Here is a 24975-nt window from a genome sequence, read left to right as displayed (position 1 = left end):
CTGAATAGGCAGATCTTTTTGGTTAAGCATGTGGGAGGAAAGCGAGCTGGTAGAAGAATAACACAGCGAAAAGATAAAGAAGCGGATGAACCTCACGCCATTTCCCTTTTACGATCTTTAAAATGGGGTACGTAATAAACCCAAGCGCGATTCCTGTTGCAATACTTGCCGTAAGTGGCATTGTGAGAATGATCAAGAAGGCAGGAAACGCCTCATCAAATTCACTCCAATCAATTTTACCAACGGCGCCAATCATTAAGCTTCCGACGATGATAAGAGTGGGAGCTGTGATGGCGGAAAGTCCAGATAGAGAACCGACAAGTGGTCCAAAGAAAGCTGAGACGATAAAGAGTACAGAAATGACGACTGATGTTAACCCAGTTCGCCCGCCGGCAGCAACACCAGCAGAGGATTCAAGGTAAGCACTAGTTGGGCTTGTTCCAAAGATCGCTCCGACAGTTGTTCCGATCGAGTCAGCAAGAAGTGCCTGACGTGCACGTGGCATTTTCTTTCCTTTCATCAAACCAGCCTGTTCTGCCACACCGACCATTGTGCCCGTCGTATCAAAGAGTGTGACGAGTAGGAATGAGAAGACAACGGCATATAATCCGTATTCAATCATATCCTTAATGGCCTGAAGTGGACTTCCGAAGATGAAAAGTTCGGGAGCAGAAGGTGCTTGCATGAAGCCTTCCTTAAATTCAAGCTGTCCTGTAAAAATAGCAATGATAGCCGTGATGATCATTCCGAAGAAGAGTGCACCTGGAACATTTCGGGCCATCAGAATAAGTGTAATCATAAGTCCAAAAAGCGCTAGAAGAACTTCAGGGGAATGAAGATTTCCTAGACCAACAAGGTTTTCTTCATCCGCGACGATAATCCCTGTCATGCGAAGTCCGATAAACGCGATGAAAAGTCCGATACCTGCTGTAATACCAAGCTTCAAATTCGTAGGAATGGCTTCGATAAGCTTTTCGCGAAACGGTGTTAATGAAAGAATAATGAACAGTAGTCCGGCAATAAATACGGCACCAAAGGCAACCTGGTAGGATACGCCTGCTTGTCCACCTACAACGGAGAACGCAAAGTAGGCGTTCAGCCCCATACCTGGAGCGATCGCGATTGGATAATTCGCGAAAAGTCCCATCCATAGTGTTCCAACAACAGCTGCAATAATCGTGGCAATGAAGACGGTATCGAATGGCACGCCTGTTGAAGATAGTATAATTGGGTTAACTATTACAATATATACCATTGTCAGGAAAGTCGTTAATCCTGCAAGGAATTCTGTTTTAACGTTTGTTCCATTTTCTTTTAAGCGGAAAAAGGAGTTAAACATGATAATACCTCCATTAAATACGAACGTTTTTTAAACACAAATACTATAATATTCGTAATAAAGCTGTTTGACAAGGGGTAATCTAAAATAGTTGATGATAAAGGTGTGAATGGCTGTCGGATGAATACACAAGTGTAATTGTGATAAAATGAGAGCGGACAATTGTGAATGAAGGAGGTACAAAGAATGGCAAATGAAGAAGAACAAAAACCAAAAAAGAAGCCTTCAACAGGTTTTAATATTTTAAGTGGGGACTCCACAGATGGACACGGCGGTTATGGAGTAGGAACGATCAACCTCGATAACGTTTCCCCTGTGATTATCGATCCGACAACGGATGAAATTTATGTTGATGTTGGCGCATTGCATGCACGTAGTGCCCTTGAGAAACGGAAGAAGCTCGTTAAGACACGTGAAGAAGTACCTGATGGCCATACTGCTTGGATCGTATGGGTTACCCTTCAACGAAGTGAAGAAGGACCTTTCTATTATGGCATTGGTGCCTGTGAATTCTTCTTAAATGCCGAAGCGAAGCGGGCATGGAAAAGCATGCCAGAGCATGTGAATAATATGGATAAATCCATGAAAGGTAAAGTGGTCGTGGACCATATGGATGACAAATCCAAGAAAATGCTTCGTGAGTATTTGATTGAGTTCGATAAAGACGTCTATGAGCGTTCAAGTGATGACGTGAAATTAGGACTTCAAGACTAACTTTCATATCGTTTTCTGACTAATTGATAAAATCACTTGAGGTTTCCTAAAACTGAGCGTAAACTTATGTATACGCAACACATATAGCTAGGACCCAAAGCAGCCCGGGGAATCTTCCCCGGGCTGTTCTGGTTGTCCCCGAAAATGAAGTGAGCGCTTCCATGTTATACTCTTATATGTAGAAAGGGTGAGCTAAATGTGGAATCAAATCCCTCGTGAGAAAAAGAAAGAGCTTATTGAGCGCATTCAATCATATTTCTATGATGAACGTGATGAAGAAATAGGTGAGCTCGCAGCAGAGAATTTTCTCCATTTTGTTATGGCAGAGATCGGGCCAACTCTATACAATGCCGGTATTTCAGATGCAATTGGCATGACAGAGCAGAAGTGGATGAGTATTGAGCAAGACCTTGAAGCATTAAAGAAAGCAGATCCAAAATAAAGGGCTAATCAAAAGACGGATGTACTCATCCGTCTTTTTTAACGGACCCATTGGAAGAATCGCTCCAAAAGTCCTTTCTGTTCATTTTCTTTTCCATTAGGGACCGTTCCGGGATGATCTTCACAAAGGTGAGTTGGTTCGGTTCCTTCTATATAATAAGTTAAGCGTTTCACAGGACAGTTTTCAGTAGCGATTAAACCTGTTTGCGTATCAATTTCAACACCGACAACATTTTCAGGCTGCTCGAAATCGGTCGCTTTTTCTTCCGCCAGTGCATCCTCAATGAAATTCACCCAGATTTTCTTCGTATACGAACCATCGTTTCGATGATTTAGCTTCTCTCCTCTGTCATAACCAACCCAGACGGCCGCTGTTAACTGAGGCGTAAATCCAACCATCCAGCTATCAGTTGAAGTAGAACCTGTTTTAGCGGCAGCTGGACGTGTTAATAGATGATCAACGCCTGAGCCTGTTACACGCGTATAATCATTTAAGGATTCATCGAAAACACCCGTCATCATGCTTGTCGTGACAAAGGCAGCATCAGGATCCAATACAAGTTCAGATTCAGATTTGTGTTCGTAGATGACCTTTCCATCTCGATCCGTGACTTTTTCAATATAATAAGGTGAGACGCCATATCCACCGTTAGCAAGCATACTATAGGCTTCCGTCATTTCCATCATACCTACGGGCTTAGTGCCGAGAGCTAATGAGGGAATAGCAGACAGCTTACTTCTAATGCCGAATGATTTGGCTGTATTCACAAGCGTTTTTTCTTCTAGAAACATGTGTGTTTTCACAGCGACTATATTATCTGAAAGGGCAAGTGCCTGGGCGAGTGTGATTTCATCATTCGCGTAAACATCCCCATAATTATGAGGTGAGTAGGTTTTGCGTTCATTATCATAGTAAAAAGTTGTAGGTTCACTGCGAATAAGCGTAGACGGCGTAAAGCCATTTTTGATTGCGGCATAATAAAGCAGCGGCTTAAACGTCGATCCTGGTGTCCTTTTGGCCATTGTTGCTCGGTTGAATTTACTTTCTGTATAATCGCGGCCACCAATCATTACTTTTACAGCTCCTGATGTAGGCTCCATCGCTACGAGAGCAGCTTGTATGTCGCTTTTTTTATCAATACTTGATTCTACCCATTTTTCGGCAGCATTTTGCATTGATGTATCAAGCGTCGTATAAACGTGTAATCCTCCTTGCTCAATAACACGTTCATCAAGTGAAAGTACGGATTTTAATTGCTTCTTAACCTCTTGTGCAAAATATGGAGCAATTTCAGGCTTAGTATCTTCTGTAAAGGTTTCGAGAGCCATCTGTTCCATATCTGCCTGTTTTGCTTCTGATTCGGTTAGAGCATGATTAGTTACCATCGCTTGAAGTACCGTGCTTTGTCGTTCCTCTGCTCTTTCTGCATCAGCATATGGAGAGTAATAACCTGGTCCTTTTGGAATGCCGGCGAGCATGGCAGACTCAGCAACCGAAAGACCCTCAGCTTTTTTTCCGAAGTACGTTCTTGCGGCTGATTCTATTCCGTATGAGCCGTGACCATAATAAATCGTATTTAAATATCCTTCTAGAATGTCTTCCTTTGAATAATGAACTTCAAGTCGATAAGCATAGAAAGCTTCTGCGATTTTTCGTTTCCACGTCTTATCATGTTCCAAAAATAGATTACGGGCGTATTGCTGCGTAATCGTACTTGCTCCTTGAACCTTGGCCATCGCTTTTATATCAGCGAGAATAGCCCCGCCAATGCGTTTGAAGTCAAAGCCCATATGATCATAGAAATGCCGATCTTCAATGGCAATCGTGGCATCTATGACATGAGGAGAAATGTGATCAAGGTCAACCCAGTAGCGATTCTGACCGTCTTTATTACTCTCGCTAATTACATTTTCTTTATGATCATAATAAATCGTTGTTTGCGGTACTTGAAGCTCAGGAGCTCCCATGAAAACAGTTAGCAAATAGAGCGATCCAACGGATAGCCCGATTATTACAATACATATCATCATTAGCCTACTTAGAAGCATTGTCCAACGCTTCCAATAATGGAATCGCTCAGTTCTGAGCCATTTCATGTGGTTCACCCCCACATCATCTTAAATCTAGTATGTGACAATCTAGAAACTCTTAAACACGTTTCTCTTCGGTAATTGTCCTTTTTATCCAACGCGGATAGGCTAGAATGGGCGAATGCGTTTCTTCAGATGAACAAGGGAAAATATTTGTCCAGCTTTTGAATAGGATGAACTATAATGAATGTTACTGAGAGCAGGGAGAGAAGAGTATGGAGATGATGATTGCGATTATCCTTGGAATTGTAGAAGGGATAACGGAATTTCTGCCCGTTTCATCTACAGGTCATTTGATTTTAACGGGATATTGGCTTGGTTTTACTGGTGAACGGGCAAAAACATTTGAGATTGTGATTCAGCTTGGCTCTATTTTAGCTGTGGTCGTGATGTATCGGCATCGATTTGCGGATTTATTATCACCAAATAGCGAGAGAAAAGGATTAACCCTGATTCATCTTATGCTTGGAATGATTCCAGCTGTCGTAGCAGGATTTCTTCTTCATAGCTTTATTAAAAGTTATCTTTTCTCCCCTTACACGGTTGTGATCGGACTTGTGATTGGTGGCGTGTTAATGATCGTAGCTGACTTAAAGAAGGAGGCGCCAATTAGCTCGAGCCTGGATGAATTAACATGGAAGCAGGCTTTTTCTATTGGAGTATTTCAATGTCTTGCTCTCTGGCCTGGATTTTCAAGGTCAGGTGCAACGATTTCAGGCGGCGTCTTGCTCGGAACAACTCATAAAACAGCTGCTGAATTTTCATTTATTCTAGCTGTACCAATGATGGTGGCGGCGAGTGGATATGATTTATTGCAAAGTTATCAGTATTTATCTGTATCCGACATTCCTGTGTTCCTAACAGGCTTTTTAACAGCCTTTTTAGTGGCGCTTTTGGCTATTGTAACATTTATTAAATTCATTGAACGCGTCCGTCTCATCCCTTTTGCGATTTACAGATTTGTGCTTGCTTTTTTTGTTTGGATGATTTTATTTTAGTGTTAATAGAGTCGTTCACTTAAATAACTTTTTGAGCCGACAGTTGAAAGTATAAAATTCTCTTGCTTTTTACACAGAGTCGACTATACTTTTCTTGTACTTTAAGAATGCTTAGATACATTTTTTTGCTACATACTAATGGTGTTTGGACCTATGTGGTTCGGGAACGGACTTAGTGTAGCAATGACATAGAGGAGTGGTTTACATGGAATTATGGTACACAGAGAAACAAACGGAACGCTTCGGCATTACGGCGAAAATTAAGCAGACGCTGCATACGGAACAAACGGACTTTCAGCGTCTTGATATGATTGAAACAGAAGAATTCGGTAACATGCTCGTACTCGACGGTATGGTTATGACAACGGAGAAGGATGAGTTTGTTTACCATGAGATGGTCGCACACGTGCCCCTTTTCACACATCCAAACCCAAAACACGTTCTTGTTGTTGGTGGCGGTGATGGAGGCGTTATTCGTGAAGTATTGAAGCATCCATCTGTTGAAAAAGCAACGCTTGTTGAAATCGATGGCAAAGTGATCGAGTATTCGAAAAAGTACTTGCCTACTATCGCAGGAGCGCTAGATGACGAGCGTGTTGAGGTTCTTGTTGATGATGGCTTTATGCATATCGCGAAAAGCGAAGGCGAGTATGACGTGATCATGGTTGATTCCACTGAGCCGGTAGGACCAGCTGCAAAGCTTTTTGAACGTGGCTTCTATGAAGGCATTTCAAAAGCACTAAAAGAAGATGGTATTTTCGTTGCGCAGACGGACAACCCTTGGTTTAAAGCGGACTTAATTACGCAAGTATCAAAAGATGTAAGAGAAATCTTCCCGATTACGCGCGTATACACAGCGAACATTCCAACTTACCCGAGTGGCCTGTGGACGTTTACGATTGGATCTAAAAAGAATGATCCGCTTGAAGTACCTGAAAGTCGCTTCCACGAGATTGAGACTAAGTACTATACGAAAGAGCTTCACAATGCTTGCTTCGCACTTCCGAAATTCGTACAGGATCTTGTAAAATGAGCATGAAATTCGATGAAGCTTATTCAGGTAACGTGTTTATTCTAAGTAACCCTTCCTTCGACGAAAGTAATGTGGTTATCTATGGTATGCCAATGGACTGGACAGTTAGCTTTCGTCCCGGATCTCGCTTTGGGCCAGGACGCATTCGTGAGGCTTCATTAGGACTTGAAGAATATAGTCCTTATGCAGATCGTCATCTTGAAGAAATTCGTTATTTCGATGCAGGAGATATTCCACTTCCATTCGGTAATCCTCAGCGAAGCATTGATATGATTGAAGAATATCTTGATTCGTTGCTTGAAGCGGGAAAATTCCCACTTGGTATGGGTGGGGAGCACCTTGTAACGTGGCCCATTCTAAAAGCTTTTCACAAAAAATACGATGATCTTGCGTTGATCCATATCGATGCACACGCGGATTTGCGTGAAGAGTATGAAGGAGAGCCTCTTTCTCACTCCACACCTGTTCGTAAAATTTGTGGATTGATTGGTGCTGAGAACGTATACTCATTCGGCATTCGTTCTGGTATGCGTGAAGAGTTTCAATTCGCCAAAGAATCCGGTATGCACATGCACAAATTTGAAGTAGCAGAACCACTTAAAAAAGTCCTACCAACGCTTAAAGGACGCAATGTGTATGTAACGATTGATATCGATGTTCTTGACCCTGCTCATGCGCCTGGGACAGGCACAGCTGAAGCAGGTGGGATCACATCCAAAGAGTTGCTTGAGGCGATCTCAGCCATTGCTGGTTCTGAAATAAACGTCGTTGGTGCGGATCTTGTTGAAGTTGCACCAGCTTATGACCCATCCGAACAAACGCCGATTGCGGCTAGTAAATTTATCCGTGAAATGCTTCTCGGCTGGACTCACAAAAAATAATCCAGAGAGGCTGTATTCATTTTGAATACAGTCTTTTTTTGTTTGGATGCTCTGTATGTTCCGTGCGCGACTTTTAGCTTATTTGAGTGAAACCTTAGTTTTACACTGCATATATGAGCTAAAAATCAACACAGAAAATGAGCTGGGGTGGACAAGGCGCTTCCGCTTCTGATGATCTAGCTTCAGCGCCTACCCCCTCGAGGTCTTAAGTCATCTCTCATTGTGACAAAGAACGTCACATTGAGAGCCGCCTTAAGCTGGTCGGGGGTGGACAAGGCGCTGCCGCTTTTGATGATCTAGCTTCAGCGCCTACCCCCTCGAGGTCTTAAGTCATCTCTCATTGTGACAAAGAACGTCACATTGAGAGTCGCCTTAAGCTGGTCGGGGGTGGACAAGGCGCTGCCGCTTTTCTTATAATAAGAAAGTTAATGATTTAGTAAGGACGTGAAGTGATGAGTGATCATCCGATTGAAATAACCATTGATTCCCGTATCCAATCGGGAAAAGAAAAAGAATCTACAAACTATTCCGTGCAGGGAAACCTCGTTGAAAAGGGAGAGGCGCTTTATTTACGCTATGAAGAAAGCCTTGAGATTGGCAAGGTTTCAACTACTGTTAAAATAGATAAAGAGCAAGTGACCGTGATTCGAAGAGGAGCGCTATCGATGCGTCAGCAATTTGCGCCAGGACAAGTGTCAGAATCTCTATATAAAACGCCGTTCGGATCGATGCCGATGCAAATTCGGACGGAACGAATTGAGCAATTGGTGGACAAGGAGAAGCACAAAGGACGCCTAACGCTTCGCTATTTGCTTAATCTCGAGGAAGATGAAACGCAGCGACACGAACTGTCGCTAAGCTGGAAAGGAGCAAGTCAATGAACAGTGTGGAACAAAAGAAAGAACAGCTAAAAGAAGAAATCAAGCAGGCCGTATTAAAGGCTAGTCTTGCATCAGAGAGTGAAATGCCGGAAGTGATTTTGGAATCACCTAAAGACAAGGCTCACGGTGACTATGCGACGAACATGGCGATGCAGCTTGCTCGTATCGCGAAAAAAGCGCCGAGAGCTATTGCTGAGGATCTTAAAGCAAATCTTGATATGACAAAAGCAGGGATTAAGCAGATTGATATCGCTGGTCCTGGGTTTATTAACTTTTTTATGGATACTGCTTATTTAACAGAGCTCATTCCAACGATTCTTGATAAAGGAAACAACTATGGCCGATCTGCAGACAAGAATGAAAAAATCCAAGTAGAGTTCGTTTCAGCGAACCCAACTGGAAGCCTGCACCTTGGTCATGCACGAGGAGCGGCTGTAGGTGATACGCTTTGTAATGTGCTTGATCGTGCCGGTTATGATGTTTCGCGTGAATATTACATCAATGACGCTGGGAACCAGATTCATAATTTAACGGTTTCTCTTGAAGCTCGCTACATGCAAGCACTTGGAAAAGAAAAGGACATGCCTGAAGATGGCTATCAAGGTCAGGATATCGTTCAGTTCGGGAAAGATCTTGTCGAGAAGGAAGGCGACCGTCTACTTCAACTCGATGAGAAAGAGCGCTATGCTTACTTCCGCGAGTACGGTCTTGAGCGCGAGCTTGAGAAGCTAAAGAAGGATTTGAAAGAATTTGGTGTTGAATTCGATGTCTGGTTCTCTGAGACTTCTCTTTATCAATCAAGCAAAATCGATGATGTTCTTGCGAAGCTAAATGAACGCGGTGAAACATTTGAGCAGGACGGTGCTACGTGGTTCCGCTCGACTACTTACGGCGATGACAAAGATCGCGTCTTGATTAAAGGCGATGGTTCTTATACGTATCTAACTCCGGATATTGCTTACCACCAAGATAAACTTTCTCGTGGATTCGATAAGCTGATCAACATTTGGGGAGCTGACCACCACGGCTATATTCCAAGAATGAAAGCGGCAATCGAAGCACTTGGTTATAAGCGTGAGCAGCTAGAAGTGGAAATTATTCAGATGGTGAACCTCTTTAAAGATGGCGAAAAAATGAAGATGAGTAAGCGAACAGGTAAAGCTGTTACGCTTCGTGAATTGATGGATGAAGTTGGTATCGATGCAATGCGCTATTTCTTCTCAATGCGCAGCTCAGATTCTCACCTTGATTTTGATATGGACCTTGCCGTATCACGCTCGAATGAAAACCCTGTGTATTACGTGCAATATGCGCACGCTCGCGTATGCAGTATTCTTCGTCAGGGAGAAGAGATGGGGCTAACAGAAGATGCGGATCTATCTCTCATTACATCTGAGAAAGAAATGGACCTTCTTAAGAAGCTCGGTGAATTGCCTGAAGCGATTGCGGAAGCAGCGGATAAGCGTATGACGCATCGCATTACAAACTATTCATTTGAACTTGCTCAAGCACTACACAGCTTCTACAATGCTGAACGAGTTCTTGATCCAGAAGATCTTGCGAAAAGTGCGGCTCGTTTCAAACTTATGAAAGCCGTTCGTCAAACGATTCAAAACACCCTTGAAATCATTGGCGTCACTGCACCAGAGAAAATGTAATAAAAAAATCCTATCGCATGAGCGATAGGATTTTTCTATTTATGCGAATGATACGTTGATTAATTTTAAACTGGTTTCGTAGGTTAAAAACTCTTACACGCTCACATTTTTTATAATGAATCGGTCATTCGGTCATACTTTAAAAAAGGGGTGATGTGATGAAGACAGTTTTGATTGCAACATTAACAGGATTTTTGGTCGGGTTAATTTTTGCGTTTTTGAAGCTACCCATCCCAGCTCCACCTGCATTCGCAGGCATTGCTGGGATTGTTGGGATATACCTTGGATTTAAGGCGTATGAATGGTTATCAGGGTTCTGGTCACTGTAGATTGAGCTTTTTGGTAGCTGCATCGATAGCGAAATGATTTTTTATTTCCATAATACAGAACCTCCACTAAGTCTTTTGACGCCACGTATCGCTGAAAGATCGTCGACAAGCTGCAGAGCTGCGAGGTCTTTTTTCTTTGCTTCAATCATGATGTCAGCATCTTCTCCGTATTCCTTCAACATGTCTATAAACGGAATGGCAAACTCACTGTCCACATAATCTGCATGACTCCGGTAGGCGCTAGCAGATTTGGGAGAGGAAAGGTGGTATTTCGGTAGAAGTCCTTTTGGCTTCCATGTTTCATGAACGCGTTCAAAAAAGCGCTCAGGTAGTCCGTCGCCTGGATTCGCTAGATGATGATGGTAATCGAAAATAAACGGGACGCCTGTTTGCTCACATGCCTCGAGCGTTTCTTTCGCATTGTATGTTTTATCATCATTTTCAAGCGTCACATGCGAGCGAAGATGAGAAGGAATGGAATCAAAATTCGCGTAAAAACGCTTAAGGGTTTCCTCTTTATCTCCGTAAGCTCCACCAATATGTATATTAACGATGGAGCGAGAGTCTAGTCCCATCGCATCTAGCATAGCAACATGATAGTTCAAGTCACCTATAGCATTGTCCGTTACGTGTTGTTTTGGGCTTGTAAAAAGAGTGAATTGGTTCGGGTGAAAGCTCACACGAAGGCGGTGCTTTTGAACAAGCTCACCGATCTCTTCAAACATGTCACGGAAAGGCGTAATGTAATCCCACTTTGCTTCAGGATGCGTCGCAAGCGGAACAATGGAAGAAGACATACGATACAAATCAATTTCATGTGCAATATTGTAGTGCAGCGCACGTAACGTACTCTTTAAATTCGTTTCTGTAATTGTATGAAGCTTCTCTGAACGTTCTTCTTCAGAAAGCTTTGACCAGGTGGAAAAAGTCATTGTACGCGCCGGTGAAGCTTCGTGCAACGCAAGTGCGTTTGATACATATCCAAATCTGAGCTTCATAATAAGTGGTCTCCTTTCAAAAAAAGGGCTGGTCATTTCTTTCCCTGTGCAAGCGAATTGAAACAAAGGAAAGCACATCGAACTTTTTAAAGAAACGGACTGAAGAGTCTTGCTAGTGGGGCAAGCACTCGGTTTCCGATCGTTCGATCTTGAAGTCTCTTCAAGTCCAGACGTTCACATTGTAGAATGTCTTTTTGGATCGCTTCTTTGATTTCAACAATGAGAGAAGGAGTGCTGATAATGCAGTTGATTTCCCCATTAATGTGGAAACTTCGTTGATCAAAATTCGCTGTACCAATGTCACACAATGTCTCATCAATGATCATAACTTTGGCGTGGTAGAAGCCATTCATATATTGATAAACTTCTCCACCGGCACGAATCAGTTCAACGAGGTATTCATATGAAGCTTCTTTTACAAGAGGATGGTCGGCACGCATTGGCAAAATAACCTGGACTTTAATACCGCATTTCAGGGCGCGTAGCAGGCTCGTTTGAACAGTTTGTCCTGGAATGTAATAGGGGGAGCCAATGATAATAGATGTTGTAGCTTTATCAATATACGAGGCAAAAGCTTCCTCTACGCTATTACCATTCGTAATATGAAACGAGACTTTATGCTGACCTGTTTCGAGCGGCGGTATATAAACGTTATGCTTATTAATAGGGGAATGACTCTCTTCCCAATCAAGGAAAAATTGATCTTGAAGTCCTTGCACGGCTTCGCCAGTCACGCGAAGGTGATAATCTCGCCAATATCCAAACTTAGGATCCTTCCCTACATATTCGTTTCCAACGTTAAAGCCACCAACGTAGCCAATCTCTCCATCAATAACAGTGATTTTTCGATGATTACGCTCATTTATGGAAGTGAAAAATCGTGTGAAAGAAATTTTTCTGGAATAGGAAAAAACGATGCCACAGGAGGTCATTTTTCTTATGGTGGCTTTCTTTAAGCTGTGACTACCTCCATAGTCCACGAGTAAATAGACAGAGACGCCAGAGGTTGCTTTTTGACAAAGATGCTCGATAATCATATGTCCCGTGGCGTCATCTCGAAAAATATAAAACATCATATGAATTTGATAGACTGCAGCATCAATATCATTTATTAGTGCTCTAAAAAAATCATCTCCATCATTAATGAAAGTCAGGTTTCCCGTCATTTTTTGACGTGAAGAGGAAGGAGCGAGTTTTCTTTTCTTATTGCCTGTATGAAGGTCGGTTATTAACCACAATATGAGTGCGAGTAGGACTGTTAAAAAGATCTCCACGATTTTCCCCTCCTTTCAATAGTTACTGTTGACTTAGTTTGTCCTAAACTTAAAAAAAGTAAAAAAAATTCTCTGACTGAATGCTCATTCAGTTATTTATGTGTTATACTAAAGTCAGAAAATTACTTTCATTCTGACTTAAAAGCGTTTTCATAAATTGTTTGAACTGTCGGGGAGCATCTTTGTTCAAGCATCACGAAGCGGCTAAGAAGGAATGACACGAAAGGAGAGGTTTGCCAGCATGGATGTTTTATTGATCGCTAACTGGATTGCTTTCATTCTTGTAACCGCTTACGCATTCTTCTTATTTGGGTATGTTGTGAAGACTCGATATGAATACATTAAGCTTGGAAAGAAAGCAGAATTTGATCATTCCATGAAAGAACGACTAGAAGCTATTGTAGTCAAAGTGTTTGGGCAAAAGAAATTACTTAAAGATAAGAAGAGTGGAACCATCCATGTGATGATGTTCTACGGTTTCCTTCTCGTTCAATTCGGTGCAATCGATATGATTGTGAAAGGTTTATCACCGGGGTCACATCTTCCTCTTGGACCGCTTTACCCAGCGTTTACGTTTTTCCAGGAGCTCGTGACGCTAATGATTTTAACAGCAGTTGTATGGGCATTCTACCGTCGCTATATTGAGGCGATCGCTCGTTTAAAGAAAGGTTTTAAAGCGGGACTTGTACTATTGTTCATTGGACTTTTAATGATATCCGTTCTTTTTGCAGGCGGTATGGAAATTATCTGGCATGATGCTGGTTATTCTTGGAGTGCGCCAGTTGCTTCGGGAATTGCTTTCTTATTCTCATGGATCAATGAAACAGCAGCGATTGCGCTATTCTTCTTTTTCTGGTGGATTCACCTGCTCGTGCTTCTTACGTTCATGGTGTATGTACCGCAATCCAAGCACGCTCACTTAATTGCAGGACCAGTCAACGTTTTCTTGGGTCGTACAAACAAAGTAGGGCAGCTTGCATCTATTAACTTTGAAGATGAAAGTCAAGAAACTTACGGCGTGAATACGATTGAAGATTTCAATCAAAAGCAGCTTGTTGATTTGTATGCCTGTGTGGAATGTGGACGCTGTACGAATATGTGTCCGGCAACGGCAACAGGAAAAATCCTTTCTCCGATGGATTTGATCGTTAAGCTTCGTGATCACCTGACAGAAAAAGGCGCAGCCGTTACATCAAGAACGCCGTGGGTTCCTGCATATGCATTTTCTAACACAGCAGGAAATCAAATTGCTTATCAATCACGTGCTCAGCAGGAAACAGCTGCAGCAGCTGAAGGGCTTGTGAGCGATGGATTAATTGGTAACGTGATTACAGAAGAAGAAATTTGGGCTTGTACAACGTGCCGTAACTGTGAAGATCAATGTCCAGTTGAGAACGAGCACGTTGATAAAATCATCGATATGCGTCGTCACCTTGTCTTAATGGAAGGGAAGATGGATAGCGATGTACAGCGTGCGATTACGAACATCGAACGTCAGGGCAACCCGTGGGGGATTAGCCGTAAAGAGCGTGAGAACTGGCGCGATATGCGTGATGATATCGTTGTTCCAACAGTAAAAGAAAAAGAAAAAGCAGGCGAAGAATTCGAATATCTCTTCTGGGTTGGCTCGATGGGCTCTTACGATAATCGTAGCCAGAAGATTGCCGCTTCCTTTGCGAAGATCATGAATGAAGCTGGCATTTCGTTCGCTATTCTTGGTAACAAAGAAAAGAATTCTGGCGATACGCCACGACGTGTAGGAAACGAGTTCTTGTTCCAGGATCTTGCACAGAAAAATATTGAAACGTTCCAAAAGCATAATATTTCAAAAATCGTTACAATCGACCCTCATGCTTATAACTCACTTAAAAATGAGTATCCTGAGTTTGGACTAGAAGCAGAGGTTTATCACCATACCGAATTATTGTATGACTGGATCAAAGAAGGAAAACTGAAGCCGAAACACGAAGTAAACGAGAGAATCACGTATCATGATTCCTGTTATCTCGGACGTTACAACGAAGTATACGATCCACCACGTGAAATTCTTCGCAGTATTCCAGGCGTTGAAGTGATCGAGATGGACCGCAACCGCGAAAATGGTATGTGCTGTGGCGCAGGCGGCGGTTTGATGTGGACGGAAGAAGATACAGGATCTCGCATTAACGTAACGAGAACGGAACAGGCACTTAGCGTGAAGCCATCCGTTATCGGAAGTGCGTGTCCTTACTGCTTAACGATGATGAGTGATGGTACGAAAGCGAAGGAAGTAGAAGAAGAAGTAGCAACACTAGATATTGTCGAGATTTTAGAACGCTCCATTGTTCAAAAAGAAACTGTTCTCCAATAGACTGTTTGGCAAAGGGTTAGCTTATGCTGGTTTTTACGACCGGCATGAGCTCTTTCCTTTGTTACTTTGTCGGTAAGGTGAGCGAGCGTTCAGTCGCAATTTAATCAATTATGGTAGCGTTTTCAAAAATGAGAGGAGAGGTTTTTGTGGGCAAAACGGTCATTGTTAGCGGTGTGAGAACGCCGTTTGGAAAATTTGGTGGGGCTCTTAAATCAATAGAAGCATCTAAGCTTGGTGGAACAGCGATTAAAGAAGCTTTGGTTCGCGCTGGAATTGATCCGGCAGATGTAGGAGAAGTGATTATGGGGTCTGTCCTTCAAGGTGGTCAAGGTCAAATTCCATCTCGTCAGGCAGCAAGACACGCTGGTATTCCTTGGGAAGTAAAGACGGAAACGATTAACAAAGTATGCGCTTCAGGTCTTCGTAGCGTGACGCTCGCTGATCAAATCATTCGCTCTGGTGATGAAGAAGTCATTGTTGCCGGCGGAATGGAATCGATGAGCAACGCCCCATACATCATGAAGGACGCGCGCTGGGGCATGCGAATGGGCGACAAACAAGTGGTTGATCTCATGGTGCATGATGGCTTAACGTGCTCGTTTGATGGTTGTCACATGGGCGTTTATGGAAACACGACAGCGGAAGAGTATGAGATTTCTAGAGAAGAGCAGGATCGCTGGGCGACAAGAAGTCAGGAGCGTGCTGTGAAAGCGATGGAATCGGGGATTTTTGCAGAAGAAATTATCCCTGTTAACGTGCCACAGCGAAAAGGAGATCCTCTCGTCGTTGAACATGATGAAGCACCTAGAAAAGGCACAACAGAGGAGCAGTTAGGAAAGCTAAAGCCAGTCTTCGGTGCCGACGGAACGATTACAGCTGGGAATGCACCAGGTGTAAATGATGGAGCTGGGGCGCTTGTCCTTATGTCTGAAGAACGTGCTTCAAAAGAAGGCAAAGAAGTCATGGCCACAATTCTTTCTCATACAGCAATTGCTGTTGAAGCAAAGGATTTTCCTAAGACGCCGGGTCTCGTGATCAATGAGCTATTGAAGAAAACAGGAAAATCAATTGAAGAAATTGATCTATTTGAAATCAATGAAGCGTTCGCAGCTGTAGCGCTAACGAGCGGAAAAATTGCCTCACTCGATGAAGAAAAGGTCAATGTGCACGGTGGTGCAGTGGCGCTTGGTCATCCAATTGGAGCAAGTGGTGCACGCATTTTAATAACACTTATTCATGAATTGAAGCGACGCGGCGGTGGCATCGGAATAGCAGCGATCTGCAGCGGCGGTGGTCAAGGCGACGCTATTATGGTTCAGGTATAGAAGGGAGCATGATGATGGAAATAAAAACAATTATGGTGATTGGTGCAGGACAAATGGGAGCTGGAATTGCACAGGTGTGTGCAGCTTCTGGCTATACAGTTTATTTAAATGATTTGAAGCAGGAGTTTCTTGATAAAGGACTTGAGAGAATTGAGAAAAACCTCTCGAAACAAGTTTCCAAAGAGCGGATTACGCAGGAAGATCTAAGCGGAACGATGGAACGTTTGAGAGCGACGACAGATCTGCAGGATGCAAAGCATGTAGACATCGTCATTGAAGCAGCTGTTGAGAACATGGAAGTGAAGTGTAACCTTTTCGCACGGCTGGATGAAATTGCGCAAGATCATACGCTTCTTGCAACGAATACATCCTCTCTCCCAATTACGGAAATTGCAGCATCAACAAAGCGCCCTGAGAAAGTGATTGGTATGCACTTTATGAATCCGGTGCCTGTCATGAAGCTTGTTGAAATTATTCGCGGTCTAGCAACAACAGACGAAAGCTACCAGGCCGTTGAAAAGCTAGCGATGGATCTCGGTAAGACAGCGGTTGAAGTAAACGACTTCCCAGGATTTGTTTCCAACCGAATTTTGATGCCAATGATCAACGAAGCGATCTACACCGTTTATGAAGGTGTGGCATCCCCTGAGGATATCGATAGCGTGATGAAGCTCGGCATGAATCATCCAATGGGACCATTAACTCTCGCAGATTTTATCGGTCTTGATACGTGTCTTTATATTATGGAAACGCTTCAAGAAGGATTCGGCGATGATAAATACCGCCCATGTCCGCTATTACGTAAATATGTAAAAGCTGGCTGGCTCGGACGTAAGACAGGAAGAGGCTTCTACCAATACCAGGATTAACACCACGAGGAGGAACGAGCATGGAGCTTGTATTTACGGAAGAGCAGAAGATGATGCAGAAAATGGTGCGTGATTTTGCGGAAAAAGAAATCGCGCCAATCGTTGAAGAAATGGAAGAGACGGATCGTTTTCCACGCGAAGTGATTAAACGAATGGGCGAGCTTGGTTTAATGGGGATTCCGATTCCAGAAGCTTATGGCGGAGCGGAAATGGATTATACGTCATACATCATTGCAATCCATGAGCTCTCAAAAGTGAGCGCCACGGTCGGCGTAATTCTATCGGTTCATACATCCGTTGGGACACTGCCGATACTAGCGTTTGGTACAGAAGAACAGAAAAAGCGCTACATTCCGAAGCTAGCAACCGGAGAATACCTTGGTGCGTTTGCGCTGACGGAACCGAGTTCAGGATCAGATGCAAGCAGCATGAAAACGCGGGCTGTCCGAGATGGCGATCACTACATTTTGAACGGCTCAAAGATTTTCATTACAAACGGCGGCGAGGCGGATACGTATGTTGCCTTCGCAAGAACAAATCCTGAGGAAAAAGGAAGCAAAGGCGTAACTGCTTTTATTATCGAACATGACATGCCTGGATTTAGCGTTGGGAAGAAAGAAAAGAAAATGGGGCTAAACGGCTCGAATACGGTTGAAATCATTTTCGAAGATTGCCGTGTGCCAGTTGAGAATCGTCTCGGCGAAGAAGGTCAGGGATTCAAAATTGCGATGGCAAACCTTGAGAGCGGCCGCATCGGGATCGCGGCACAGTCACTAGGAATTGCTGAAGCGGCGCTAAATTACGCGACGGCTTACGCGAAAGAGCGTCACCAGTTTGGTAAGCCGATCGGGCAAAATCAAGGTCTCGGCTTCAAGCTTGCCGATATGGCAACAGAAGTAGAGGCAGCGAAACTCCTAACCTATCGTGCGGCTGATCTGAAAAACCACGGGATCCCTTGCATGCAGGAAGTCTCGATGGCGAAGCTCTTTGCATCGAAAGCAGCCGTGAAAGCCTCGATTGAAGCGGTTCAAGTCTATGGCGGTTACGGTTACACGAAAGATTACCCAGTAGAACGCCTATTCCGAGACGCGAAAGTATGCGAAATCTACGAAGGAACGAGCGAAATCCAGAAAATCGTCATTAGTCGGAACTTGATGAAATAGAGAAAAGCGGAAGTGACCGTGTAGACCCGTCAGGCACTGGAGACTTCCAAACCGAACATGGTCTTTGTGATCGAGTTGGAAGGTGAAGTGACAGAGGGTCTGGTCACAGCAGCTGGATCAGAAAAGCGGAAGTGACCGTTAAGACCCGTCAGGCACTGGAGGCTTCCAAACCGAACATGGTCTTTGTGATCGAGTTGGAAGGTGAAGTGACAGAGGGTCTGGTCACAGCAGCTGGATCAGAAAAGCCAGGTATATCCGTTTTATTGTCCAAAAAACCATTATATTGGCCAAACTTCATTTTTATTAGCCAAATTCGAGATATATTGTCCAAAATCAACTTTTATTGTCCAAACCACCAAAAAGGAGAGAAACAAGATGAATTTTCAACTATCAGAAGAACATGAAATGCTACGGAAAATGGTGCGAGATTTTGCGAGGAAAGAAGTAGAACCAACAGCGGCTGAGCGTGATGAAGAAGAGCGCTTTGATCGAAAGCTTTTTGATCAAATGGCTGAGCTTGGTTTAACGGGCATCCCATGGTCAGAAGAGTACGGTGGTATTGGCTCAGATTATTTAAGCTATGTGATTGCAGTGGAAGAGCTATCGCGCGTTTGTGCATCTACAGGTGTAACGCTTTCTGCGCATACCTCCCTTGCAGGCTGGCCGTTGAATGCATTTGGTACAGAAGAGCAGAAGCAGAAGTTCTTACGTCCAATGGCAGAAGGTAAGCTAATGGGAGCTTACGGTCTCACAGAGCCAGGGTCAGGATCAGATGCGAGTGGGATGAAAACGACGGCGAAGCTTGATGGCGATCACTACATCTTAAATGGCTCGAAAATTTTCATTACAAACGGCGGCGAAGCGGAAATATATATCGTGTTTGCTCAGACCGATAAAGAAAGGGGTCATAAAGGGATTACAGCGTTTATCGTTGAAAAAGGAACGCCTGGTTTCTCAATGGGTAAGAAAGAGAAAAAACTCGGCATTCGCTCTTCTCCTACGCTCGAAATCATTTTTGAAGACTGCCGTGTGCCGGTTGAAAATCGTCTTGGCGACGAAGGACAGGGATTTAAAATTGCGATGAAGACGCTTGATGGTGGGCGTAACGGAATTGCGGCTCAAGCTGTCGGCATTGCACAGGGTGCGCTTGATGCGGCAACAGCTTATGCGAAGGAGCGTAAGCAGTTTGGCAAGCCGATCGGCGCAAATCAAGGCATTGGCTTTAAGCTGGCAGATATGGCAACGAAAATTGAAGCAGCTCGACTATTAACTTACCAGGCTGCATGGAAAGAAAGTCAGGGTCTTCCTTACGGCAAGGAATCGGCGATGTCTAAGCTATACGCTGGTGATATCTCGATGGAAGTGACAACAGAAGCGGTGCAAGTCTTTGGTGGCTATGGCTATACGAAGGATTATCCAGTTGAGCGCTATATGCGTGATGCGAAAATTACGCAAATCTATGAAGGTACAAATGAAATTCAGCGTCTTGTTATTTCAAGAATGCTGATGGCTGATTAAGAAGCACTATGCATCCACTCGCAGAACGACTTTCAAATCAGGATGAACGTGCGCTCGCAAAGGCGATCAGTCTTGTTGAAAATGATGCTGAAGACAAACTGGAATTACTGAAGGATATCCACCCGATGACGGGGCGTGCCCACTATATTGGGATGACCGGATCACCCGGTGCCGGTAAAAGTTCGCTAGTTAACAGGCTGATTACCCACCTTAGAAAGCAGGATCTCACTGTTGGTGTTGTGGCCGTTGATCCAACGAGTCCGTTTAGCGGGGGTGCCCTTTTAGGAGATCGTGTCAGGATGGCGGAGCATTTTACCGACCCTGGTGTCTTTATCCGAAGCATGGGAACACGAGGGAGCCTTGGGGGGCTTTCTCGAACGACGAAGGAAACGGTTCGCTTAATGGACGCTTTTGGATTCGATGTCATTTTAATTGAAACGGTTGGGGTTGGGCAATCAGAGCTCGATATTATGAAGATCGCGGATACGATTGCCGTAGTGTTGAACCCAGGTAGCGGGGACGTTGTGCAAGTCTTTAAAGCTGGCATTATGGAAATTGCGGATCTTTTTATCGTCAATAAAGCAGATTTACCTGGTGTCCCCAAGCTACTGGCTGAGCTTGAAAGCATGCTCGATCTGGTGAAGCATGATGCGCCTTGGCGTCCACCGATTGTGAAGGCGATCTCTGTTCAAAATCTAGGTCTTGAGAATGTTTGGAAACGAATGCAGGAGCATTTTGAATACAGTAAGGAGTCTGGTGAGCGCGATGCTAGACGCAAAACCTCACTTGAACGAGAAGTGATCGAAGTGGTGCATGATGAAATGATGAAGCAGCTTATGGAGCGCGAAGCAGAAGATAATGGCTGGATTGATGAAGTGAAAAGTGGCGCCATCGACCCTTACTCAGCCGCTGTGAAGCTGCTTCAGGATTATATGGGCAGCCTTGAGAGGAAGGGGATGGGAAGGTGAAGAAAAACGTTCCTTCGATGGTAAAGGATGAAAAACTCATTCAGAAACGACGTGAGCAAATGATCAAAGCAGCGGTCTCCCTTTTTAAGGAAAAAGGGTTCCATCGTACGACAACGCGAGAAATTGCGCGTGTTGCTGGCTTTAGCATTGGTACGCTGTATGAATACATTCGCAAAAAAGAAGATGTGTTATATCTCGTTTGTGACAGCATTTATGATGAAGTGAGAGAGCGTCTAGAAGATCAGCTTAAGCCTGACATAACAGGAATCGAGCGTTTAAGGCAGGCCCTTCATGCGTTTTATCATGTGATGGACGATATGCAGGATGAAGTGCTTGTTATGTACCAGGAAGCAAAGTCCCTTCCTCGGGAAACGCTCCCTTATGTATTGAAAAAAGAGCTAGGCATGGCAGAAATTTTTGAGCGATTGATTGAAGAATGTGTAGCAGAAGGAAAACTTCGGCTTACAGAAGAGGAAATTTACGGAGCTGCTCATAACATTCTCGTGCAGGGACAGATGTGGGTGTTCAGGCGCTGGGCGCTTCGGTCTCATTATTCCATTGAAGAGTATACAAGAATGCAGGAGGCTTTTTTGATTCAAGCTTTAAATCCTGTAGAAACTACGAACCGATAGAGGAGGAACAGCAGTGAGTGTAGTCGAAACGTATAAACCAGTGAACCATGTTCGTTTTGTAACCGCTTCAAGTTTGTTTGATGGTCATGATGCATCTATTAACATTATGCGCCGCATTCTGCAGGCGAGCGGTGCAGAAGTTATTCATCTCGGACATAACCGCTCTGTTGAGGAAGTCGTGAACGCTGCCATACAGGAAGATGCGCAGGGAATTGCAATCTCGTCTTATCAAGGCGGTCATATGGAATACTTTAAATATATGTATGACCTTTTAAAAGAAAAAGGCGCTTCACACGTTAAGATTTATGGCGGTGGGGGCGGCGTTATTATTCCTAAGGAAATTAAAGAGCTGCATGCTTACGGAATTTCTCACATTTTTTCACCTGATGATGGAAGTGATCTTGGTCTGCAAGGGATGATCGATATGATGATCAAGGAATGTGATTTTCCGACGTTTAAACAAATTGATAACCAGATTGATCGCTTGCATGAGCGCGATCCGCAGGCTGTTTCGAGTCTCATTACCCTTGCTGAAAGCTATGGAGGAGAACGTACAGAAGAGACGGCGGCCGCTGCTGAGCAAGTGTTTGATAAGCTTAAGAATATGGCAACCGACTCTCCAGTTCTTGGGATTACTGGTACTGGTGGAGCTGGGAAAAGCTCCTTAACTGATGAGCTCGTACGCCGTTTCATTAATGAATTTGATGATAAGACGGTAGCGATCCTTTCCATTGATCCGACAAAACAAAAGACTGGCGGCGCACTGCTCGGTGACAGAATCCGTATGAACGCTATTCACAATGACCGCGTGTTTATGAGAAGTCTCGCAACGCGAAAATCAAAAACTGAGCTTTCACTTTCAATACGTGAAGCGTTAACCGTTGTGAAAGCGGCTGGATATGACTTGATCATTATTGAAACAAGCGGAATCGGCCAGGGGGATGCCGAGATCGTTGAAATTTCTGATGTTTCGATGTATGTGATGACAAGTGAATTTGGTGCGCCTTCACAGCTTGAGAAAATTGATATGATCGATTTTGCGGATTTGATTGTGATTAATAAATACGAACGCAAAGGCTCTGAAGATGCTCTGCGTGACGTGAAGAAGCAATATCAGCGTAGTCACATGCTGTTTGAGCAAAATCTAGATAACATGCCTGTCTACGGCACGATCGCAAGTCAGTTTAATGATCCGGGCACGAATACGCTTTTTAAAGCATTGGTTGATACGATTCATCGTAAATGTCGAAATGACTGGGCAACAAACATTGAAACAAGTGACATCGTAGAAAAGCTGAATCTCATTATTCCACCGCAGCGTCAGCAATATTTACAGGACATCTCTGGTTCCGTTCGTCGTTACCATGAATACGTTAAAAAGCAGGTTCAGCTTGCAAGGAAAGCATTCCAGCTTCAAGGGACGATTGAGATGCTAGAGAGTGCGGGAGTCAATGACGAGACGATTGCGATGCTCTCTAAGATGAAAGATGAAAACATGGACGATATGCATGGAGAAACGCGTAAGATTATCGAAAGCTGGCCTGAAGTGAAAGAGAAATATAGTGGGAAAGAATTCATTTCCGTTATCCGCGAGAAAGAAATTGTAACAGAACTAACGACGAAGAGTCTTTCAGGATTGGATATTCCAAAGGTTTCTCTACCGAAGTATGAAGATTGGGGAGAAATTGTGCGCTGGGTATTGAAAGAGAACGTGCCGGGCTCATTCCCGTACACGGCAGGCGTCTTTCCATTTAAACGAAAAGGAGAGGACCCGAAGCGTCAATTTGCAGGCGAAGGAACGCCTGAGCGAACGAATCGACGGTTCCATTACCTCTCTGAGAACGAAGATGCGAAGCGCTTAAGCACCGCTTTCGATTCTGTGACGCTTTACGGAGAAGATCCTGACTATCGTCCTGATATTTACGGAAAAGTTGGCGAGAGTGGCGTGAGTATTTGTACACTCGACGATATGAAAAAGCTTTATGCAGGCTTTGATTTATGTGCACCATCGACTTCAGTATCTATGACGATTAATGGCCCTGCGCCGATCATACTCGCAATGTTTATGAACACGGCGATTGAGCAGCAAATTCAAGGGTTTGAAGAAAAAGAAGGTCGTAAAGCAAACGAGCAGGAGCTTGCCGATATTAAGGCAATCACGCTTAGCACGGTTCGTGGTACTGTTCAGGCGGACATTTTAAAAGAAGATCAGGGTCAAAATACATGTATTTTCTCAACAGAATTTGCGCTTCGGATGATGGGGGATATTCAGGAGTACTTCATCAATGAGAATGTGCGCAACTATTATTCAGTGTCAATTTCCGGTTACCATATTGCCGAAGCGGGTGCGAATCCTATTTCACAGCTGGCGTTCACGCTTGCGAATGGCTTTACGTATGTCGAGTATTATTTAAGTCGCGGTATGGATATCGATATGTTTGCACCGAATCTTTCCTTCTTCTTTAGTAATGGACTTGACCCAGAATATACCGTTATTGGAAGAGTGGCGCGCAGAATTTGGGCGACGGTAATGAGAGAGAAGTACGGGGCAAATGCTCGTAGCCAGAAGTTAAAGTATCATGTGCAAACGTCAGGACGTTCTTTGCATGCGCAAGAGATGGACTTTAATGATATACGCACAACATTGCAGGGCTTAATGGCGATTCATGACAACTGTAACTCGCTTCATACGAATGCTTACGATGAAGCTGTCACAACACCAACAGAGGAATCCGTTCGTCGAGCTATGGCAATTCAAATGATTATTACGAAAGAGCATGGACTGACGAAGAATGAAAACCCACTACAAGGTTCATTCATTATTGAAGAATTAACAGACCTTGTGGAGGAAGCTGTTCTTAGTGAATTTGAGAAGATTAACGCGCGTGGCGGTGTATTGGGTGCAATGGAGACACAGTACCAGCGCGGTAAAATTCAAGAAGAGTCTATGCATTATGAGATGCTAAAGCATAGCGGTGAGCTTCCGATCGTTGGAGTGAACACGTATAAGAATCCAAATCCACCTGCAGAAGAAGAGTGGAACATGGAGCTTGCAAGAGCGAGTAAGGAAGAAAAGGAACAGCAAATTACAAACTTAAAGCAGTTCCAAGAAACGCATTCGGATACGACAGAAGATGCGCTGAATCGCTTAAAGAAAGCAGCGTTAAGTAAAGGAAATATTTTCGAAGAATTAATGGAGACGGTGAAAGTAGCAAGTCTAGGACAAATTACAACCGCACTCTATGAAGTTGGTGGAAAATACCGTCGAAATATGTAGACCGTTAAGAACTTGTCAAATGCAAGCGTTCATATTATTGTAGGAGGAAGGAGTAGCCTTCCTCCTTTTCGTACGAAAAGGTACATCATTTGAAGGTGAAATCCTTCTATTTCAATAGATTTGTTTGAAAATCGTAGCATAGATTGCGTAATTTTGTTTATAATGAATGGTATGTTTTGTATTAGGATTTACAAGTAGCTTGAAATAAATGCTATCGTTTAAAAATAGTGATAAGC

General features: G+C 43.7%; 20 protein-coding genes. 16 read left to right on the top strand and 4 right to left on the bottom strand.

The features are described from left to right. Window positions 1–22: 22 nt before the first annotated feature. Entirely contained in the window at window positions 23–1339 is a 1317-nt protein-coding gene (locus AC0VYH_RS21085; RefSeq protein WP_475373084.1) for an NCS2 family permease, read from the bottom strand. 186 nt (window positions 1340–1525) lie between these two features. Between AC0VYH_RS21085 and AC0VYH_RS21080 the strand changes: the two genes are divergently transcribed. Next, on the top strand, window positions 1526–2053 hold the full coding sequence (locus AC0VYH_RS21080; RefSeq protein ID WP_303532471.1) for a YwhD family protein: 528 nt from the start codon (window positions 1526–1528) through the stop codon (window positions 2051–2053). 196 nt (window positions 2054–2249) lie between these two features. Next, window positions 2250–2495, top strand: a complete 246-nt coding sequence (locus AC0VYH_RS21075) for a DUF2164 domain-containing protein (RefSeq protein ID WP_194218343.1) — start codon at window positions 2250–2252, stop codon at window positions 2493–2495. Window positions 2496–2533: 38 nt separating this feature from the next. Here the strand turns inward: AC0VYH_RS21075 and AC0VYH_RS21070 are convergent, their stop codons facing one another. Then, window positions 2534–4591 carry a transglycosylase domain-containing protein gene (locus AC0VYH_RS21070; protein ID WP_475368193.1) on the bottom strand — a complete coding sequence of 686 codons (2058 nt, stop codon included), beginning with the start codon at window positions 4589–4591 and terminating at the stop codon, window positions 2534–2536. A gap of 209 nt (window positions 4592–4800) precedes the next feature. Between AC0VYH_RS21070 and bacA the strand changes: the two genes are divergently transcribed. From bacA to AC0VYH_RS21040, 6 genes are all read left to right on the top strand, one after another. After that, window positions 4801–5583: an undecaprenyl-diphosphate phosphatase gene (gene bacA / locus AC0VYH_RS21065; protein ID WP_475373083.1), complete on the top strand. Its 783-nt coding sequence runs from the start codon at window positions 4801–4803 to the stop codon at window positions 5581–5583. Between the two features lie 205 nt (window positions 5584–5788). Beyond that, window positions 5789–6616, top strand: coding sequence for a polyamine aminopropyltransferase (speE, locus tag AC0VYH_RS21060; RefSeq protein ID WP_226615764.1), 828 nt, complete (start codon window positions 5789–5791; stop codon window positions 6614–6616). A 2-nt stretch (window positions 6617–6618) separates the two neighbouring features. Next, entirely contained in the window at window positions 6619–7497 is an 879-nt protein-coding gene (gene speB, locus AC0VYH_RS21055; RefSeq protein ID WP_303532832.1) for an agmatinase, read from the top strand. A 452-nt stretch (window positions 7498–7949) separates the two neighbouring features. After that, window positions 7950–8378, top strand: coding sequence for a YwiB family protein (locus tag AC0VYH_RS21050; RefSeq protein ID WP_194218347.1), 429 nt, complete (start codon window positions 7950–7952; stop codon window positions 8376–8378). Further along, the gene (argS, locus tag AC0VYH_RS21045; RefSeq protein WP_283153326.1) at window positions 8375–10036 is read left to right on the top strand and encodes an arginine--tRNA ligase; all 1662 of its coding nucleotides are present in this window, start codon (window positions 8375–8377) and stop codon (window positions 10034–10036) included. The genes AC0VYH_RS21050 and argS overlap by 4 nt, the downstream gene beginning before the upstream one ends. Window positions 10037–10194: 158 nt before the next feature. Then, window positions 10195–10365, top strand: coding sequence for a XapX domain-containing protein (locus AC0VYH_RS21040; RefSeq protein WP_194218349.1), 171 nt, complete (start codon window positions 10195–10197; stop codon window positions 10363–10365). A gap of 41 nt (window positions 10366–10406) precedes the next feature. Here AC0VYH_RS21040 and uvsE read toward each other — a convergent pair whose 3' ends face one another. Both uvsE and cls read right to left on the bottom strand, forming a co-directional pair. Then, window positions 10407–11363, bottom strand: coding sequence for a UV DNA damage repair endonuclease UvsE (gene uvsE / locus AC0VYH_RS21035; RefSeq protein WP_475373082.1), 957 nt, complete (start codon window positions 11361–11363; stop codon window positions 10407–10409). Window positions 11364–11449: 86 nt separating this feature from the next. Beyond that, entirely contained in the window at window positions 11450–12637 is a 1188-nt protein-coding gene (gene cls, locus AC0VYH_RS21030; RefSeq protein WP_475373081.1) for a cardiolipin synthase, read from the bottom strand. A gap of 241 nt (window positions 12638–12878) precedes the next feature. Between cls and AC0VYH_RS21025 the strand changes: the two genes are divergently transcribed. From AC0VYH_RS21025 to icmF, 8 genes are all read left to right on the top strand, one after another. Further along, window positions 12879–14987: a (Fe-S)-binding protein gene (locus AC0VYH_RS21025; RefSeq protein WP_283153329.1), complete on the top strand. Its 2109-nt coding sequence runs from the start codon at window positions 12879–12881 to the stop codon at window positions 14985–14987. A 146-nt stretch (window positions 14988–15133) separates the two neighbouring features. Continuing rightward, entirely contained in the window at window positions 15134–16312 is a 1179-nt protein-coding gene (locus tag AC0VYH_RS21020; RefSeq protein WP_475366162.1) for an acetyl-CoA C-acetyltransferase, read from the top strand. Window positions 16313–16326: 14 nt separating this feature from the next. Beyond that, complete coding sequence (locus tag AC0VYH_RS21015) at window positions 16327–17181, top strand: 3-hydroxybutyryl-CoA dehydrogenase (RefSeq protein ID WP_475366161.1); 855 nt, start codon at window positions 16327–16329, stop codon at window positions 17179–17181. A 20-nt stretch (window positions 17182–17201) separates the two neighbouring features. Then, the gene (locus tag AC0VYH_RS21010; protein WP_371017840.1) at window positions 17202–18344 is read left to right on the top strand and encodes an acyl-CoA dehydrogenase; all 1143 of its coding nucleotides are present in this window, start codon (window positions 17202–17204) and stop codon (window positions 18342–18344) included. 375 nt (window positions 18345–18719) lie between these two features. Continuing rightward, the gene (locus AC0VYH_RS21005; RefSeq protein ID WP_475373080.1) at window positions 18720–19862 is read left to right on the top strand and encodes an acyl-CoA dehydrogenase; all 1143 of its coding nucleotides are present in this window, start codon (window positions 18720–18722) and stop codon (window positions 19860–19862) included. 8 nt (window positions 19863–19870) lie between these two features. Beyond that, window positions 19871–20830 (top strand): methylmalonyl Co-A mutase-associated GTPase MeaB, encoded by a 960-nt coding sequence (meaB, locus tag AC0VYH_RS21000; RefSeq protein ID WP_475368187.1) that lies wholly within the window; start codon window positions 19871–19873, stop codon window positions 20828–20830. A gap of 17 nt (window positions 20831–20847) precedes the next feature. Continuing rightward, window positions 20848–21462: a TetR/AcrR family transcriptional regulator gene (locus tag AC0VYH_RS20995; protein ID WP_430245337.1), complete on the top strand. Its 615-nt coding sequence runs from the start codon at window positions 20848–20850 to the stop codon at window positions 21460–21462. A gap of 13 nt (window positions 21463–21475) precedes the next feature. Then, window positions 21476–24739, top strand: coding sequence for a fused isobutyryl-CoA mutase/GTPase IcmF (icmF, locus tag AC0VYH_RS20990; RefSeq protein WP_475373079.1), 3264 nt, complete (start codon window positions 21476–21478; stop codon window positions 24737–24739). Window positions 24740–24975: the final 236 nt, after the last annotated feature.

Source organism: Anaerobacillus sp. QJM3NY_32 (assembly GCF_056173645.1).
The sequence above is the reverse complement of the archived record's forward strand: the minus strand, read 5'-3'. Positions and strand labels throughout refer to the sequence as shown.